The following is a 16,901-nucleotide window of genomic DNA, read 5'->3' as shown; positions in this document are numbered from 1 at the left end:
AATCCAAACAATAATCAAGCACCAGCCGTTGATTTCCAAAAAATAATGAAGCAAATCAATAACAGTAAGAAGAATGTTTACTATCTTAAAGATAAAAAAGGTTATATTTTCTTTCAAAAGGCATTTAACAATAAAGTGGCCATTGTAAAGGTTATCCCTAAAACAATCATTATGAATGGTGTAACAAAGACATTGGTTTTTGCCATTATCATAGGTGTTTTTTCCATTATATTAACAGTGTTTTTATCTATTATTATATCGTTAAGAACGACTAAGCCTATTATTCAATTAGTGGATGCGATGCATGAAGTCGAAGAAAACAACTTTGATGTAAGAATTGAAACCGATCGTAATGACGAGATTGGCCTGCTTGAAAAAAGATTTACATCAATGGTTTATCGACTTAATGAATTAATTGAAAAAGAGTACAAGAGTGAGATTGCCACAAAGGAGGCTCAATTTAAGGCACTGCAGGCACAAATTAATCCTCATTTTCTCTATAATACACTTCAGTTAGTTGGAGGAATGGCAGTGGCCCATAATGCTGATAGGATATACAGGGTCATCAGTGCATTAAGTGATATGTTCCGCTATATAACTGGAAAGCAAGGCGATATGGTTCTAATAGAACATGAAATCGAACATATAAAAAATTATCTATATATTCAGAATCAACGATTTGATGGCAAAATCGAAACGGATATTTTTATTGAGGAAGGTACCGAAGGATATAAAATTCCAATGCTGACGATACAGCCGTTGGTGGAAAATGCATTTAATCATGGGTTCGAACATAAAGTTGGAAATTGGAAACTATCGGTTGAGGTGCAAAAAGTATTCGATGAAATCGAAATAACCATTACAGATAACGGAGTAGGAATACCAGAAGAGAAATTGAATTGTCTGATTGGGCAAATCAATAATTTATCTCAGCCTTTGAAAATAAAAGGAAGCATCGGAATTAAAAATGTTGCCGCCAGAATTGGATTGTATTTTGGAAATGATTACGGCCTTGATATATCCAGTGAAGTTGATAATGGAACACAAATTGTAATTCGAATTCCCGCTAAGACGCAATTGGAGGTATAAAATGATTAAGACATTAATTGTTGATGATGAAAAATGGACAAGAGAGACGATTAAAATGTTTGGAAAATGGGAGGACTATGGAATCAAAGCTATTAAAGAGGCTGCAGATGGACAGGAGGGTTTGAAGTTAATTGAACAATGGACCCCGGACATTGTCATCACGGATATGAAAATGCCTGGTGTGGACGGTATGGAATTACTTCGGATTGTAGCAGAACGTTACCCTCAGATTAAACTCATTGTGGCAAGCGGCTATGATGACTTTAACTATATGCGCCAGGCGATTCGCTCGAAAGTTAATGAGTATCTATTAAAACCGATCAATGCAGACGATTTAAATCTTACCTTAGAAAAATGTACAAAGGAGATCCAAAGTCAATTAAGGTCCCATTTAAAACCTTTTTCGTTTTTTAATAAAGATATTTCCACTTTAGTTATGGATTATAAAAAAACAATTGTGTCTTTGTTGGATGAACTAAATACAGAGGGCTTTGAAAATATTATGCAGCGTTTTTTCGGAGAATTTAAAAAAATCGATGTGATTGACAACAATGCTCTTGCTAAGATTGAACACGAGTTTATTCTTATTCTAGAGGAGCAAATGATTAAAAATGATTGTAATGTCTTAGAGGTGTATCAGAATGAAGAATTAATCTATGATAGCGGCCTATCACTGGATTTGATTATGAAGAAACAACAGGATTTAGGAAAACGTTATATTGAATATATGCTTCAGTTAAAGAAACGAAAAGGTAGAGTGGATCTCGAGGAAATTAAAGAATATATTGAACGAAATTTTACAGAATCCCATATCTCATTGGATGTCTTAGCAAACAAGTTTTTCGTTAGTAAAGAATATTTAAGCAAAGCGTTCAAAGCTATGTATGAATGCAATATCACAGAGTATATCGTGAGCAGACGAATGGAATATGCGAAAAGGTTAATAGAAGCGAATGAACTTCAAATTAAAAGTATTGCTCAAATGGTGGGGTATGAGGACCTTTCTTATTTTTATCGCGTATTTAAAAAATACTTTAAAATTTCACCGGGAGAAATGAGGCAAGGTTAAAAAAGTCCAAATGTAAGCGCTAATATTTTCAATATTCTTAAACTAGAGAAGTGACTATGATTAAAGTGTAGTTAAAACTTTAACAGGGGGCCACAAAAATGAAGAAAGCGATTTCATCCGTGCTTAGCTTAATGCTGGGAATTGGTTTGTTAGCAGGTTGTAGTTCAAATGATACTGCTTCAGGCCAAAATGACACAAAGGCGTCGAAACAAGTTGAACTTAAAGTATTCATTGGACAACCACGATTCAAAAAGCAATATGAAACATATTTTGATCAGTTTGTTAAAAAAGAAAAACAAGATAAAAACATCGATGTCAAAATCAAATTGGAATTACCAAATGTAAACCAGGCGTCACAGTTATTAAAAACAAGATTAGCTTCAGGTGATAGCCCAGATATCTTTAGCCTGCATGCTATTAATGATATCCCGCTTTTTAATAAAGCTGGTTATCTAGAAGATTTATCAAAGGAACCGTTTGTTGATAAGTTGTACGACACAGTTAAACCAGCTGTAACGACCACTGACGGTAAAGTAGTAGCAGTTCCACTAGAGACTCTTCAATGGGGCTATTTATACAATAAGAAAATCTTTAGTGACTTAGGGTTAAAAATACCACAAACGATGTCTGAAATGAAAGAAACAGTTAATGTATTAAAACAACATAATATTACACCATTTTTATTAACTTATAAGGATGCTTATATCCCGCAATTATTTTTACCACTCACAGTAGGTGGGGACGTCAGTACAACTACCCCTGATTTTATTAAGAGCATGAATGAAGGAAAAGGCTCTTTCAAAGATGTTAAAGACTTGTTTAATGTCATGGATTTAGTCAACGCCAATGGAACAAAACGTGCTTTCGAGAATGGACAAGATCAAGGGGCATCTGATTTTGCAAATGGCAAGGCGGCTATGTGGGTACAAGGACCATGGATGGCAGATTCCATTGTAAGCGCAAATAAAGACTTTGAATTTGGGGTTGCACCACTGCCTATTAATGATGATCCAAAAGCAACTTTACTGAATTTGAGTACATCCACATCACTGGCTGTTTCCAAAATGAGTAAAAACAAAGCTGTCGCAAAAGATCTAATCAATTATATTCTTGATGATAACGATTCTAGTGATTTCTATAAGAGCCTTGGATTTAATCCTATTTCAAAAGTTCATACATTTGCACCATTTCCATGGTTAAAAGAATCATCTGATTATGTTTCACAAGGAAGAGCTTATCAGGATCCTGCTATTCCATCTGCTGTTAAGGATGAATCACAAAAACTATTCCAAAGCTACCTAGCTGGTGATGCATCAAAAGCAGATGTCATTAAAGGTCTGGACCGTGCCTGGGATCAATTCAATAAAAACAATAAATAAATGGATCATTAACAGCCAACGATAAAGGCAGCTCTTCAGCTGTCTTTATCATTACCAAAAATTAACTATCAGTGGGGTGGGTGCAATGCCACAGTTAGGAAAACAAAGCAATCAAATGGCTATAAACCAAATTCAACCAAAAATAAGCTCTAAAAGCACTTTAAGTTTAAAAAAACAAAAAGGTACTCTTAGTTTACTATTATTTGTTCTTCCTGCCTTTATCTTTTATTTTGTATTTTTATTGATTCCAACGGTCGGGGCAGGTTTTTATAGCTTTACCGATTGGAATGCCTTGTCGCAAACCTTTCATTTTGTTGGTTTTAGTAACTATATTGAAGCATTTAAAGATGACCCCGATTTTCGTCATTCCTTTTTCTTTACTTTAAAATATACAGCTTTCATGTTTGTTTTCCAAAATGTGATTGCGTTACTTCTAGCTCTTTTTATTGAAACCAGGGTGAGGACGAAAGGCTTCTTTCGAACCATCTTCTTTATGCCCAATATGTTAAGTTTGATTATTAGTGCATTAATGTTTTCCTTTATTTTTTCAAATGTACTTCCTGAATTATCTAAAAAAGCGATTCTTCATTTTCTTGACCAGCCATGGATCGGTGACGCAAAAGTTTCCTTTTATTCTATCCTAATCGTCTCATTGTGGCATGGGATAGGCTATATGATGGTCATTTATATGGCAGCACTGCAGGGTGTTCCGTCACATCTTAAAGAGGCAGCCATGATTGATGGTGCAAATCCATTCCAAAGACTGATTCATGTAACGATTCCAATGATTATGCACGCGATTACCATTTGTGCCTTCTTAACATTGAATGGTGCCTTCAAAGTGTTTGATGTTGTTTATGCACTCACTGCAGGCGGTCCAGGAAGATCGACACAGGTAATGGCCCTTAATATTTATGAAGAGGCATTCTCAAATAATTTTAGATATGGCTATGCCAATGCAAAAGCGATGATTCTCTTTCTCATAGTTTTAGTGATTACTTTGATTCAAGTTAAAGTGTTGAAAAAGAAAGAGGTGGAAGCATAATGAAAAGACTATACGGGGCAGCAGCTACTCTTATTCTAGCCATTTTTGCGGCCATATCGTTTTTCCCCATTTACATGGCTTTTATTAATTCCTTTAAAACACAAGGAGAAATTTTTAAGTCCGTTTTAAAATTGCCTACTAAATTACATTTTGAAAATTATACCGGTGTATTTGAGCAGCTAGATTTATTCCATAGCGCCTGGAATACGATCCTTGTTACGGTAATTGGATTGGCTGGTATTGTTATTTGCGGCTCACTGGCGGGATATAAATTAGCTAGGACTCCAGGGAAATTAAGTAATTTTATTTTTACTTTATTCCTCGCATCTATGCTTGTGCCTTTTCACTCGATTATGATTACCTTAACCAAAATTGCCAAAGGGTTACATGTACAGGGATCCATTTATGGATTAGGGCTCATCTATATTGGGCTAGGGGTTAACATGGCGATCTTTTTATATCATGGTTTTGTTAAAACCATCCCAAAAGAGCTGGAGGAAGCGGCAAGGATTGATGGCTGTAATGACTTTCAAATCTTTACGAAAATCATATTTCCTCTTCTAAAGCCAATCACAGCAACCATTCTTATTTTAGATATCTTGTGGTTGTGGAATGATTTCTTATTACCGTTGATTATGCTGACAGATGTAAATAATTACACCCTAATGTTGTCCGTTAACATGTTATTTGGGGAATACAACAGTGATTGGCCAAAGATTCTTTCTGGGCTTATCATTACAGCTTTGCCTGTTGTCGTGTTCTATGCGATTTTCCAAAAATACATTCTTAAGGGAATTGCAGATGGTGCGATTAAATAAAGCAATTGGTTTGCACAGATTAGGAAGGTGAAAATGCGATGAAACAATTATTATACGGAGTTGCGTATTATGATGAATACATGCCTTACGAACGATTAGAAAAAGATATTGATATGATGAAAGAGGCGGGGATCAATGTTGTCCGCATTGCAGAATCCACGTGGAGCACCCATGAACCGCAGAACGGAGTGTTTGACTTTTCTTCTGTGGACCGAGTACTGAATGCCATGCACAGTGCGGGGATCAAAGTAATTGTTGGGACACCAACCTATGCGATTCCAACATGGATGGTAAAAGAACATCCAGATGTCTTGGCAATTACCTCAAAGGGACCGGGAAAGTATGGGGCTCGGCAGATAATGGATATTACCAATCCTACTTACCTATTTTATGCTGAACGGATTATCCGGAAATTGATTGGGCATGTAAAGGATCACCCAGCCGTAATTGGCTACCAGACGGATAATGAGACAAAGCACTATGACACTGCGGGTCCAAATGTGCAGGTATTGTTTGTAAAGTACATGAAAGAAAAGTTTAAAACGCTAGAGAATATTAATGATCTTTTTGGCCTTGATTACTGGAGCAATCGTATTAATAGTTGGGAGGATTTTCCCTCTGTTGTTGGGACCATAAACGGAAGTTTAGGATCGGAGTTTGCAAGATTTCAACGACAGCTAGTAACGGAGTTTCTTTCCTGGCAGGTATCAATTGTAAATGAGTATAAACGTCAGGACCAGTTCGTTATGCAAAACTTTGATTTTGAATGGCGGGGCTATTCCTATGGGATTCAACCAAGAGTAGATCATTTTGAAGCAGCACAAGCATTTGATGTAACTGGAGTGGATATCTATCATCCTTCGCAGGACGATTTAACCGGAATTGAAATTTCTTTTGGCGGAGACGTTGCTCGTTCTACAAAGGGGACCAACTATCTTGTTGTAGAAACAGAGGCACAAGCATTTACCAATTGGGTTCCATACCCAGGTCAGCTAAGGCTTCAGGCATTCTCCCATTTAGCTTCAGGAGCTAACATGGTCGCCTATTGGCACTGGCATTCCATCCACAACTCATTTGAGACCTACTGGAAAGGGCTGCTCAGCCATGATTTTGAACCCAATCCTGTATACAATGAAGCAAAAACAATTGGGAAGGATTTTGAAAGACTCTCACCACACCTAGTAAATTTGAAGAAAAATAATAAAGTTGCCATATTGGTTAGCAACGAATCATTAACGTCGATCGATTGGTTTAAATTTAACTTTTCCAGTACCAAAAATTATAATGATATTGTTCGAATGATGTATGATGAGCTTTACAAAATGAATATTGGCTGTGATTTTGTTCATCCATCAAGTGATAATTTTGAAGCATACGAGTTGATTATTGTTCCAGCCTTATATACTGCTCCTGACCGATTGCTAGAACGATTAAACGAGTTTGTTAGAAACGGTGGACACGTCGTATATACGTTCAAGAGCGGATTTACGGACGAACATATAAAGGTAAGAACGACTCATCAGCCTGGTATTATTCATGAGGCATGCGGAGTATATTACAATATGTTCGTTGAACCGAAGAATGTTTCCTTAAGAGATGATCCTTTTCAGGTGGGCCAAGAAAATAATAAGGTGGAAACTTGGATGGAACTACTAACACCAACCACGGCAGAAGTATTAGCCTATTATGATCACCCGCATTGGGGAAAATATGCAGCTATAACAGAAAATCAGTTTGGCAAAGGACTAGCAACCTATATTGGTTGTATTCCTAGTTCAGCGATCATGCAAAAAATATTGGAACAGGCCATTAAAAAAGCAAATCTGTGGGGAGTAGACCAAGAGCTGGCCTTTCCGTTAATCACTAAGTCGGGTATCAATGAAAAAGGAAAGAATGTTCATTTTTACTTTAATTACTCAGATGTTCCAAATTCTTTAAGGTATCCCCATAAAGCAGGTGTGGAATTGTTAACGGATAGTTCTGTGGCCATGGAGGAAACATTTAACGTAGAGCCTTGGGGAGTCCTAATTATTGAAGAGATGTAAATCTTATGTATTTTTCTGGATTTGGTAATTTCGTTTAATGAATTTATAAGAAAAAGGCAACTACTCTATTATTTTGGGTAGTTGCCTTTTTTGAACTGTCATTCCTTATTTTTTATATTCTTCTTAAGTTGAATCTCTTTTACTTTTTGGTGTTGTTCATCAGGCCACCATGCCCCGCAATCGTCAGATACAACACAAGCCGCACATTTTTCTAGATCATAGACTTTCATTCCGGTAATAGGAGGAGAATACAGATGGAGTGTGACCAAGTTTGACTGATCAAAGGCCTGCATTTTATGGATGGCCTTTTTGGGGGCATAAAAATATTTTCCGATTTGGTGATATTCATGAAATAATTCAGACGGTAAGCCGGTTCCACTCATCTCATAAACCGAATTAAGCGAAGTACCGGAAAGGACTTGTATCCAGCCGTAAGAATTACCATGATCATGGGGGGCACATTCCAGCTGAGACCAATTCATTACGAGCATCTCCACTTCTTCATTTTTATATAATAGCTTTCGGTTATACGGTTTACCTTGGGATGGCTCTGGTAAGCTATCAAAATCTTTAAGTTTTATATCAAGTTTTAAGAGAGCATCCTTTAACTGCGCTTTAGATGGATTTTTTAAGATGTCTAACACATTCTTTATCCTACATGTCAAAGTCATAAAGCTCCCCTCCTATAGACGTTTATTCTTGAAGAGGCTGAACAACAGAGGCACAAGTTGACCGTTAACAATAATCACTCCAATAATAATTATGATTCCTCCGGCAGCACTTATGAATAAAACTTTTTCTTGTAAAAGCAGGACAGCAGCAATTAATGTTGAGACAGGCTCCAAATATAGAAACATCGACACTTTGGATGCCTCTAACACATTCAGCGCCTTCCCCCAGTACCAATATGCGATTCCTGAAACAAAAACACCAAGGAACAACAAATGTGCCCACTCTGTATGGTCCAAAAGTGAAAGAGATACCCAACCTTTGCTGCGCATGATAAATGGTGCGGTAAGGACCAAGCCAATTAAACTCATATAAAATGTCACCAACAAAGGGGAATAAGGAATTCGTAACCTTTTTAATAGCACTGAATATACAGCCCAGTTTAACGTGCTCAAAATCATTAGGAAAAATCCTATATTTATGGAGAAATGAAAGGAATGTCCACTTCTTGTTGATGTGATTAGCAGGACTCCTGTAATTGCCAGCACCATTCCCGCCCCCTTTGTGATGGTCATCTTCTCGTTCAAAAAAAGAATGGATAGGATGACCGTAAAGATAGGGGATAACGAAATAAGCCATCCTGCCGAAGAGGCATGAATAGTTAATAATGCTGTTACCTGGAGTATTTGATGAACGAATACTCCAAGAACGCCTAGTACTATTAAATGGGGGAGATATTTAATAGAAACGAAAAGCCGTATTCGTTGTATGACTAATAATATAAGTAAAAACAAAGCTCCTATGCCAAAGCGAAGGACAATGATTGAGTAGGGGTCAAGTTTTTCTAGCACCGCCTTCGTGGATACAAATGAAACTCCCCAAAAGCTAATGGATATCAATGCATAAAATGACGCAGTTAACCTCGGATTATTAATAGGCATTAGTTGCACATTCCTCTCAAAAATGGTACCTATTTAAATCATATGCTTGTCCTAAAAGTTAATGTGTAATCACTCAGTGGGTTTTATTGAATAGTTTGGAAACCATTGAACATGGCGGAATGGCACACACACCTCTTTCTATCTTTTCAATTTTTAAATTGTTAATAAGTAGTTTTTGTATGTTATACAAAAACTATATTATTAACAATGCCAATTTACGATGCTTGTTATGGGGTAAATTGGCAGCTTGATTATTGTTATCACACATGTTACCATAAGGGCACATGAAACATGTGACTATATGTTCACATGTGATTCAGGTATATTTTTTGAAGGGATCTTTGGCATGGAAGACGAACTTTCCACACTTTTTAAAGCATTAGGACATCCAATTCGTAGACAAATTCTTGATATTCTCAAGGAATCGCCTAAAACGACAGGCGAACTTGACGACTATTTTCCGGAAGTTACAAGGTATGCAATCATGAAGCATTTATCATTACTTGAGGAAGGGAACTTAATCGTCGTGAGGCGTGAAGGAAAATACCGACGCAATTTTCTCAACGCTGTTCCTCTCCAGAGAATGCATAACCGGTGGATTGGTAAATACGTGGAAACTACTGCCAATTCGCTGCTAAATCTGCAAGCAGTCGTAGAAAACAAAGGAGGAGATTTTAGAATGAAAGCAACAGAACAAAACACAAGCCGGGTTTTTAAGATTGAACAAGAGGTATTAATTAATGCCCCCCGGGAACAAGTATTTCAAGCATTAACAGAACAAGCTGGTGATTGGTGGGAGTTCCGCTTGGCACCAAAAGGAGAATCATCGCGATTTACATTTAGCCCTGTACCAGGTGGACAGTTCATCGAAAAATGGGGTGAAAATCAGGGAGCCGTATGGGGCAATGTTTACTATGTGAACGCCCCAGAAGAAATCCGCCTCCAGGGTCATTTAGGAATGCAAGGAGCAGTAAACAGTTCTTATACTTATCGTCTTATTGAGAAGGGAGGAACGACATTGCTTCAACTTTCCCATCATGCATCCGGCATCATTCGCGAAAACTGGGAACAAGAGCACTCTGAAGGATGGAAATATCTTTTAGGCACCCTGTTGAAAAATTATGTAGAACAAAAACAATGAAAAACATCTTAGTTTGTATCGGGAAGGGAATGAAGTTATGGTAGATGTATTAACAGAGATAAATATCCACTCTCCTTTTAAACATGTTGCGGAGTATGCAGCTAATCCTGACAATGCTCCTGAATGGTATGAAAACATCAAATCAGTAGAATGGAAATCACCAAAACCCCTAGCTATTGGTTCGCAAATTGCGTTCAAAGCTCATTTTTTGGGTAAAGAGTTAGCCTATATATACGAAGTTGTTGAATATGTTCCCAGCCAAAAGCTCGTAATGAGAACAGCAGACGGACCGTTTCCAATGGAGACAACCTACATTTGGGAATCAATCGAAAACAATGGGACTAAGATGACACTGCGAAACAAAGGGAATCCAACTGGATTTTCAAAACTGTTTACTCCATTTATGGGCTCAATGATGAAAAAAGCAAACAAAAAAGACTTGGAAAAAATAAAATATATTCTTGAAAAAAATCTGTTGGGATAGGGAGGAACAACATTTGTCAGCAAATATCCCAAATGAAATAGGAAATCATGAAGGGTTTGAGGAAGTATTCAATATTTTTATAGAAGTAGATCAACCGATTGTAGTGGGGCAGGATGAAGTAGTTGGCAGGCGGCAGCTCATTCCCATTTTATCGGGTGAGGTCATCGGAAACGGCTTTAAAGGAAAAGTACTGCCTGGAGGAATTGATAGTCAAATTATTCGTCCTGATGGAAAATGTGAACTTTCCGCAAGATATGCCATTCAATTAGAAGACGGTGCTTCCATTTATATTGAAAATAATGGGATCCGTACTGTTCCAGCAGAATATGCAGAGGCGGTAAAAGCAGGCGATTTTATAGACCCTGAATTATATTATTTTCGAACAGTCCCAAATTTTGAGGTATATGATGAAAGATATAAATGGTTGATGAGTCACCTTTTTATATGTTATGCCAATAGATTACCAGATAAAGTATTATTAAAGTTCTATAAAGTATTATAAAGTTTTTTTACTCTCAAAAAAAGAACTGTCCTAAAAAAGAACAGTACCCATCTCTTAACCCATCATAAAATCAGAAGCATTTATACCCGCAACTAATGATTCTCTTGCAAGTTCTAATTCAAGTCTAATGAATAAAAGCTTACCATCAAGTTTATCATTTTTACTACTTAACATTATAGCTTGGTTAATATTATTAATCGATTCGTTAATCTTATTTAAAGCCAGTGAAATTCGATTATCAGAAAGATTAATCAGTAATTCATTATCTTGGATTTCAGGAGGTACAGGTATATTTGGAAAAAGGGGGTCACTTGGAAGATAAGTATCAAAGGGTAAAGATTTAATGGCCAGATATGACTCTGTAAGACTATCGATCGCATCTTGGTAGAATTGTTCTTTTATCGGATTCGGCGGAAAAGGAAAAGCAGTCAGTTCCCGAAAAAAAATTAACGCACTTTCTGTATACCGAATGGCTTGTACCGTATAAACCAAGGCAAATCTGACATTTGTCAACATGTTAGAAGACATATTCTTCACTCCTAATTGATGAATTCTATTTAGTGTATGTAATTATGTCGTGCCCGTAATGGACAAGTAGGTAATTTATACATCAGTAGGTTCAGCATTTCGTATATATTGTTCAACCTCTTTCATGGTTTCAAAGAAAGAGGTTATTTTTGTTTTATAGCATGATAATCCATGAAAGATGATGGGGAAATCCATTGTGATTGTTTGTAAGTTAGGATATTCTAAGCATAATCCTTTATGAAGGAGCGGTTACGATGAGAAATGCTTCCATTTTTAGAGAACATTTTTTGTTCCATAAGTGGAGTTATTTACTTGGATCTATCCTTTTATCGATTTCACTCATCCTGCAATTATGGGTTCCCATGTTATTAAAGGAATTTTCAGATGGACTACAAAACGAAACCATTAAAGTTTCGGAATTGTGGGAGTTAGCCTTATGGTTTACGATTTTAGGTATTGGCACTTTTTTGTTTCGGTCAAGTGGACGAATATATATTTTTCGAATGTCAAGAATCTTAGAGCGGGACCTGCGGACTCAATTGTTTTCCCATTGGGAGAAGATGCAAGCAGATTACTACCAGAATCAGCGTATTGGGAATTTGATGACCTATGCCGTAAACGATGTAAATATTCTAAGGCAAATTGGCATGCAAGGGTTTTTTCAAATGGTAGAAGCAGCCGTATTAATTACGATTGCTTTGATTATGATGGCTGGAACAATTAATCTTTATTTAACTCTTCTAGTCTTATTACCTTTACCTGGTTTAACGTATATTGCCTATCGGTTTCGGACTAAAATTCAACTACATTCCCTAAAAGTACAAGAGGCGATAGGCACATTAACAAGCCGTGTCCAAGAATTTTGTTCCGGAATTAGTGTAATTAAAACATATGTTCAAGAAGAAGAAGAAACATTGAAGTTTGCAAAAGAAAATAAATCAAACGTTGAGGTAAATAAACAATTAATTCGCGTAAACTCCCTTTTTACCGCTCTAAGTCAAGGGATTATTGGTCTTAGTTATTTATTATCTATCGTAGTGGGTTCCATTTTGGTCATGAAAAGCACCATCACACTGGGGGATTTTGTCGCTTTTAATACGTATTTATCCATGTTGATAGGCCCAATTGAAAACATTGGTAAGGTCATTAATCTACTTCAACAAGGAAAAGCGGCAGATTTCCGAATTCGTCAAGTATTATCCACTGAACCTGAAATTAAAGATGAAGAACAGGTGCTCCCTTTAACTTATATTAAGGGGGATATAAAAATAAAAAATTTATCTTTTAAATATCATCTGAACAAGGAGTATGCTTTACGCAATATCAACGTTTCAATTCCTAAAGGAACCAGTTTGGCCATTGTTGGGAAAGTAGGCAGTGGAAAATCAACCTTAGTCAACTTACTTCTACGATTATATAATCCTCCTAAAAACACAATCTTTATCGATCAACATGATATTCGCGATGTTCCGTTAAAAACACTCCGTTCTTCTATTGCATATGTCCCGCAAGACAATTTTTTATTTTCCGAGACCATCAAAGAAAATATTGCTTTTGACCCAAAATCTTATCAGGATGAGCAAATTTTTCATGCAGCAAGGCAAGCCCACATTTATGACGACATAATGGATTGTCCAGAACAGTTCAGTACAGAATTAGGTGAAAGAGGACTGTCATTATCCGGCGGCCAACGACAGCGTGTTAGTATTGCAAGAGCCTTAATTAAACCATCACCCATAATGATTTTTGATGACAGTCTGTCAGCAGTAGATTCTAAAACAGAAGCTAATATTTTAAGAACTCTTCGGACCGAAATGAAGGGTCGAACGTCCATTATTATTAGTCACCGAATTTCTACCATTCAAGATGCTGACCAAATTATTGTTATGGATAATGGTGAAATTGTGGAAAGCGGGACTCACCTGACACTTTTAAAAGAAAATGGGATCTATAAAAAAATGTATGACCAGCAGAAAACAGAGCTCACCTTAGTTCAGTCCAAATCCCCTTCCATTCATGAGCGAACCATTCTTATTAAAAGAAGGAGGGGCTAATGATTCGAATTAAAAAAGAGGGATTCCATCCAAAAATGGCCGACCGTCAACTGGCAATGGGAATGCTATCGTTCGCTAAACCATATTGGAAACTCATTTTATTTTCGATTTTGTTAACTGGATGTATTGTTATAGCCAGCTTAGCACAGCCCTTTATCTTAAAAATAGCGATTGACTCCCATATAAATGGTTTATATGACCCGATGATTTCTGTTCAACAGTCAAAAGCCCGTGGGGTGAAAGAACAATTGAAAAAAAATGATATCCCCTATAAGGAAATAGCTATTTTGGATCATATCGTTTATTTTCGATTGAACCCATCTGTTTCTCCATTTGATACCATTTCAGGAGTTGATAAGGTTGCAATCGTACCAATAAAAAACTCCTATTATCTTGTTCATGGCTGGAACAGAGGATTTAACCAGTTAAAATCTTATCAAGTCAATGTTAGAAACAAGGAAATCATTATTAGTGGTAATTCCTATCCGATTACACTCATGAATTCTAATGAGGTAAATGTATTTAGAACAAATGATTATCAAGGTTTAATCTATTTAGGAGTTCTTTATTTTTCTTTGATTTTCGCTTCTTCCTTATGTACTTACTATCAAAATAACTCCCTTCAATTTACAGGGCAGTATGTGATTTACGATTTTCGGCAAGCCCTGTTCGCGCATTTTTCCCGATTGCAGATGTCTTTTTATAGACAAAATCCGATAGGAAAGTTAGTAACTAGGGTTACCCATGATGTTGAATCCCTCAACCAGCTGTACTCACAAGTAATTGTTAACTTAGTCAAAGAGGTGCTTATTCTAATTGGAATTCTTATCCTGATGCTTTATATGAGTGTTAAACTAACACTTATCTGCTTCTTAGTCATCCCTGTTATAGGAATTGTGACTTTTTATTTTAAAAGAGTGTTACGTACATCGCAAAGGAATTTGCGTACCCTTCTTTCAAGGCTTCTTTCCTTTCTTGCTGAAAACCTCTCGGGCATGAGTGTGATTCAGCTATTTACTCGTGAAAAAAAGCAATTGGAGATGTTTAATGAATTAAGTGAAAAGCATTATCGGGCTGGAATGCGTCAAACCATTATTAATTCCATCTTTAACCCATCGATTGGACTTTTCGGGAATATTTCTCTCTCGCTTTTAGTTTGGTATGGAGGGAGAAGTGTTTTAGATGGAAGTATTACTTTTGGGACTGTATATGCATTTACACATTATGTAAGGCAATTTTTTGAACCACTCAGAGGACTTGCAGACAGATTTAACCAAATTCAAGCGTCTCTTACCTCAGCTGAGCGAATATTTGAAACGCTGGAAACCAAACCAACTATTCAAAATCCCGTTCATGTTAAGAAATTTCCGGATAAGGTCCTTGGAAACATCATTTTTCAAAATGTTTGGTTTGCTTACCAAAACGAAGATTGGATATTAAAGGATATTCATCTCAATATAAATGAAGGAGAAACAGTGGGGATTGTAGGTGCAACTGGTGCAGGGAAGAGCTCGATCATTCAGCTCATCAATCGGTTTTATGATAACCAAAAGGGGAGGATCACCCTTGATGGCATAAATATTAAAGATGTACATTTAAATGATCTAAGAAAACACATTGGAATTATTCAACAGGACCCTTTTGTTTTTTCTGGTTCGGTCCTGGATAATATTCGTTTAAATCAACGGCATGTTAGTGATGAAGTAATCATAAAAGCGGCGAAATCTGTAAACATTGATTCATTTTTTAGAATGCTGCCCCAAGGTTATGAAACCATGCTTGGGGAGGAAGGGACTGTATTATCGTCAGGTCAAAAACAGCTGCTCGCATTTTTAAGAGCGATGATTGCTGATAATGATGTGCTTATACTCGATGAAGCTACAGCCAATATTGATACGGAAACAGAACAAGCGGTTCAAGATACTTTAAAAGAGATGTCCAAGAATCGAACGACGATTATCATTGCTCATCGCCTCTCCACGATTCAACATGCAGATAAAATAATTGTTTTAGATAAAGGAAGAATTGTAGAAATAGGGAATCATCAAGAGCTATTAAGGAATCGGTCAGCTTACTATCAATTATGTGTAAATCAAAACAAAGGAACACGGGTTAAGGAAAGAGTATAATTAAACGTGAAAAGGATGGTACCTCTTCTGAGTATGCCATCCTTTTTAATTTTTTAATGGAGAAGGAAATAATTTTTGTTCATCACTGAACTGAGTAGGAGAGACTCCTACTATTTTTTTGAAAATCCGGCTGAAATAGAGTTCATCCTCATATCCGACATTTTGACTAACTTCTTTAATTCGGATATCTGAATGGGCAAGAAGCTCCTTTGCGCGATCAATCCGAAGATGGGTTAAAAATTCAATTGGACTGTAACCGACATTTTTTTTAAAGAGTCTTGAATAATGACTTTTACTTAAGCCAGCCATATTCGCTAAGTCTGTCAAGGTTATCACTTGATGATAATGATTAATAATGTAATCTATGGTTTTTTCAATTACTAGACCTGAGTCTCCTGTAACCATTTGAGAATGAAAGTCTTGTATAAAAGTCAGCAGCAGTTCTTGAAAAAGAACCTTTTGTTTAAAGGCGATTGTAGCACCTCTTCGTTTTGTTAAATGATTAATTTCTTCTAATAAAATGACTGCACCTGCACTGTTTTTTATGGTATACACACCATGTAATGGAAAAGGAAAATCCTGTGGATGTTTAAAATGCCATTGTTCCTGCTTCTCAAATGCTCCGGCATGCGTAAAACGAATAAAGTAAAATTCCAGAGGGTCTTTTGGGGAAGTTTTTTTATCACAAATCATTCCCGGAGTAAAAACGACCAGTTTTCCGGGGGTTAGTGTATTTTTTTTACCGTTAATTACAATTTCTCCAGTTCCTTTTGTAACAAACCAAAGAGAATGATAGAGCGTTTTTTTTCCTTTTTTAGTCCAATTTGCTGGACAAGTTTTATAACCTGCTAATAATAATGAATACGTCAACTCATTAAGTTTTGATGCCAAACAGCCAAGTTCCATAAAGTTTGATTCGCATCCTTTATTAATAGATTCCTATTATTAGTTATTTATATGCGAAAATGACAAAAATATACTTCGCTCTAAATAGGTTGAGTTCTACTC

15 protein-coding genes are annotated in these 16,901 nt (G+C 36.5%); 11 read left to right on the top strand and 4 right to left on the bottom strand.

Annotated elements, in window-relative coordinates:
- The 6 genes from V7266_RS15075 to V7266_RS15050 all read left to right on the top strand — a co-directional run.
- Positions 1 to 1,089: sensor histidine kinase (locus tag V7266_RS15075; protein ID WP_335468739.1), on the top strand; the 1,089-nt coding region annotated here is incomplete at its 5' end.
- A 1-nt stretch (position 1,090) separates the two neighbouring features.
- Entirely contained in the window at positions 1,091 to 2,158 is a 1,068-nt protein-coding gene (locus V7266_RS15070; protein ID WP_335468738.1) for a response regulator transcription factor, read from the top strand.
- Between the two features lie 98 nt (positions 2,159 to 2,256).
- On the top strand, positions 2,257 to 3,537 hold the full coding sequence (locus V7266_RS15065; protein ID WP_335468736.1) for an ABC transporter substrate-binding protein: 1,281 nt from the start codon (positions 2,257 to 2,259) through the stop codon (positions 3,535 to 3,537).
- A 115-nt stretch (positions 3,538 to 3,652) separates the two neighbouring features.
- Positions 3,653 to 4,582 carry a carbohydrate ABC transporter permease gene (locus V7266_RS15060; protein WP_420491412.1) on the top strand — a complete coding sequence of 310 codons (930 nt, stop codon included), beginning with the start codon at positions 3,653 to 3,655 and terminating at the stop codon, positions 4,580 to 4,582.
- Positions 4,582 to 5,400 carry a carbohydrate ABC transporter permease gene (locus V7266_RS15055; protein WP_335468732.1) on the top strand — a complete coding sequence of 273 codons (819 nt, stop codon included), beginning with the start codon at positions 4,582 to 4,584 and terminating at the stop codon, positions 5,398 to 5,400. The genes V7266_RS15060 and V7266_RS15055 overlap by 1 nt, the downstream gene beginning before the upstream one ends.
- 38 nt (positions 5,401 to 5,438) lie before the next feature.
- Positions 5,439 to 7,445, top strand: a complete 2,007-nt coding sequence (locus V7266_RS15050; RefSeq protein WP_335468731.1) for a beta-galactosidase — start codon at positions 5,439 to 5,441, stop codon at positions 7,443 to 7,445.
- A 98-nt stretch (positions 7,446 to 7,543) separates the two neighbouring features.
- Here V7266_RS15050 and V7266_RS15045 read toward each other — a convergent pair whose 3' ends face one another.
- Both V7266_RS15045 and V7266_RS15040 read right to left on the bottom strand, forming a co-directional pair.
- Positions 7,544 to 8,116, bottom strand: coding sequence for a cysteine dioxygenase (locus tag V7266_RS15045; protein ID WP_335468730.1), 573 nt, complete (start codon positions 8,114 to 8,116; stop codon positions 7,544 to 7,546).
- A gap of 12 nt (positions 8,117 to 8,128) precedes the next feature.
- Positions 8,129 to 9,055: a DMT family transporter gene (locus V7266_RS15040; protein WP_335468728.1), complete on the bottom strand. Its 927-nt coding sequence runs from the start codon at positions 9,053 to 9,055 to the stop codon at positions 8,129 to 8,131.
- Between the two features lie 346 nt (positions 9,056 to 9,401).
- Between V7266_RS15040 and V7266_RS15035 the strand changes: the two genes are divergently transcribed.
- The 3 genes from V7266_RS15035 to V7266_RS15025 are packed head-to-tail and all read left to right on the top strand — an operon-like array spanning position 9,402 to position 11,182.
- Positions 9,402 to 10,196 (top strand): SRPBCC domain-containing protein, encoded by a 795-nt coding sequence (locus V7266_RS15035; RefSeq protein WP_335468726.1) that lies wholly within the window; start codon positions 9,402 to 9,404, stop codon positions 10,194 to 10,196.
- Positions 10,197 to 10,233: 37 nt separating this feature from the next.
- Complete coding sequence (locus V7266_RS15030) at positions 10,234 to 10,680, top strand: SRPBCC family protein (RefSeq protein WP_335468724.1); 447 nt, start codon at positions 10,234 to 10,236, stop codon at positions 10,678 to 10,680.
- Positions 10,681 to 10,693: 13 nt separating this feature from the next.
- Complete coding sequence (locus tag V7266_RS15025) at positions 10,694 to 11,182, top strand: DUF3237 domain-containing protein (RefSeq protein WP_335468723.1); 489 nt, start codon at positions 10,694 to 10,696, stop codon at positions 11,180 to 11,182.
- Positions 11,183 to 11,236: 54 nt separating this feature from the next.
- Here the strand turns inward: V7266_RS15025 and V7266_RS15020 are convergent, their stop codons facing one another.
- Positions 11,237 to 11,710, bottom strand: a complete 474-nt coding sequence (locus tag V7266_RS15020; RefSeq protein ID WP_335468721.1) for a hypothetical protein — start codon at positions 11,708 to 11,710, stop codon at positions 11,237 to 11,239.
- Between the two features lie 254 nt (positions 11,711 to 11,964).
- Here V7266_RS15020 and V7266_RS15015 point away from each other — a divergent pair, with 254 nt between their 5' ends.
- Together V7266_RS15015 and V7266_RS15010 are read left to right on the top strand one after the other, a co-directional pair.
- A complete protein-coding gene (locus tag V7266_RS15015) occupies positions 11,965 to 13,764 on the top strand; it encodes an ABC transporter ATP-binding protein (RefSeq protein WP_335468720.1) in 1,800 nt (599 codons plus the stop codon).
- On the top strand, positions 13,764 to 15,893 hold the full coding sequence (locus tag V7266_RS15010) for an ABC transporter ATP-binding protein (protein ID WP_335468719.1): 2,130 nt from the start codon (positions 13,764 to 13,766) through the stop codon (positions 15,891 to 15,893). The genes V7266_RS15015 and V7266_RS15010 overlap by 1 nt, the downstream gene beginning before the upstream one ends.
- A 45-nt stretch (positions 15,894 to 15,938) precedes the next feature.
- Here V7266_RS15010 and V7266_RS15005 read toward each other — a convergent pair whose 3' ends face one another.
- The gene (locus V7266_RS15005) at positions 15,939 to 16,799 is read right to left on the bottom strand and encodes an AraC family transcriptional regulator (RefSeq protein WP_335468717.1); all 861 of its coding nucleotides are present in this window, start codon (positions 16,797 to 16,799) and stop codon (positions 15,939 to 15,941) included.
- Between the last annotated feature and the right edge of the window lie 102 nt (positions 16,800 to 16,901).

The organism is Neobacillus drentensis (genome assembly GCF_036965645.1).
Classification (GTDB): Bacteria; Bacillota; Bacilli; order Bacillales; family Cytobacillaceae; genus Neobacillus; species Neobacillus drentensis_D.
Note: the sequence above shows the minus strand (reverse complement) of the source record. Positions and strands in the feature narration are given on the sequence as shown.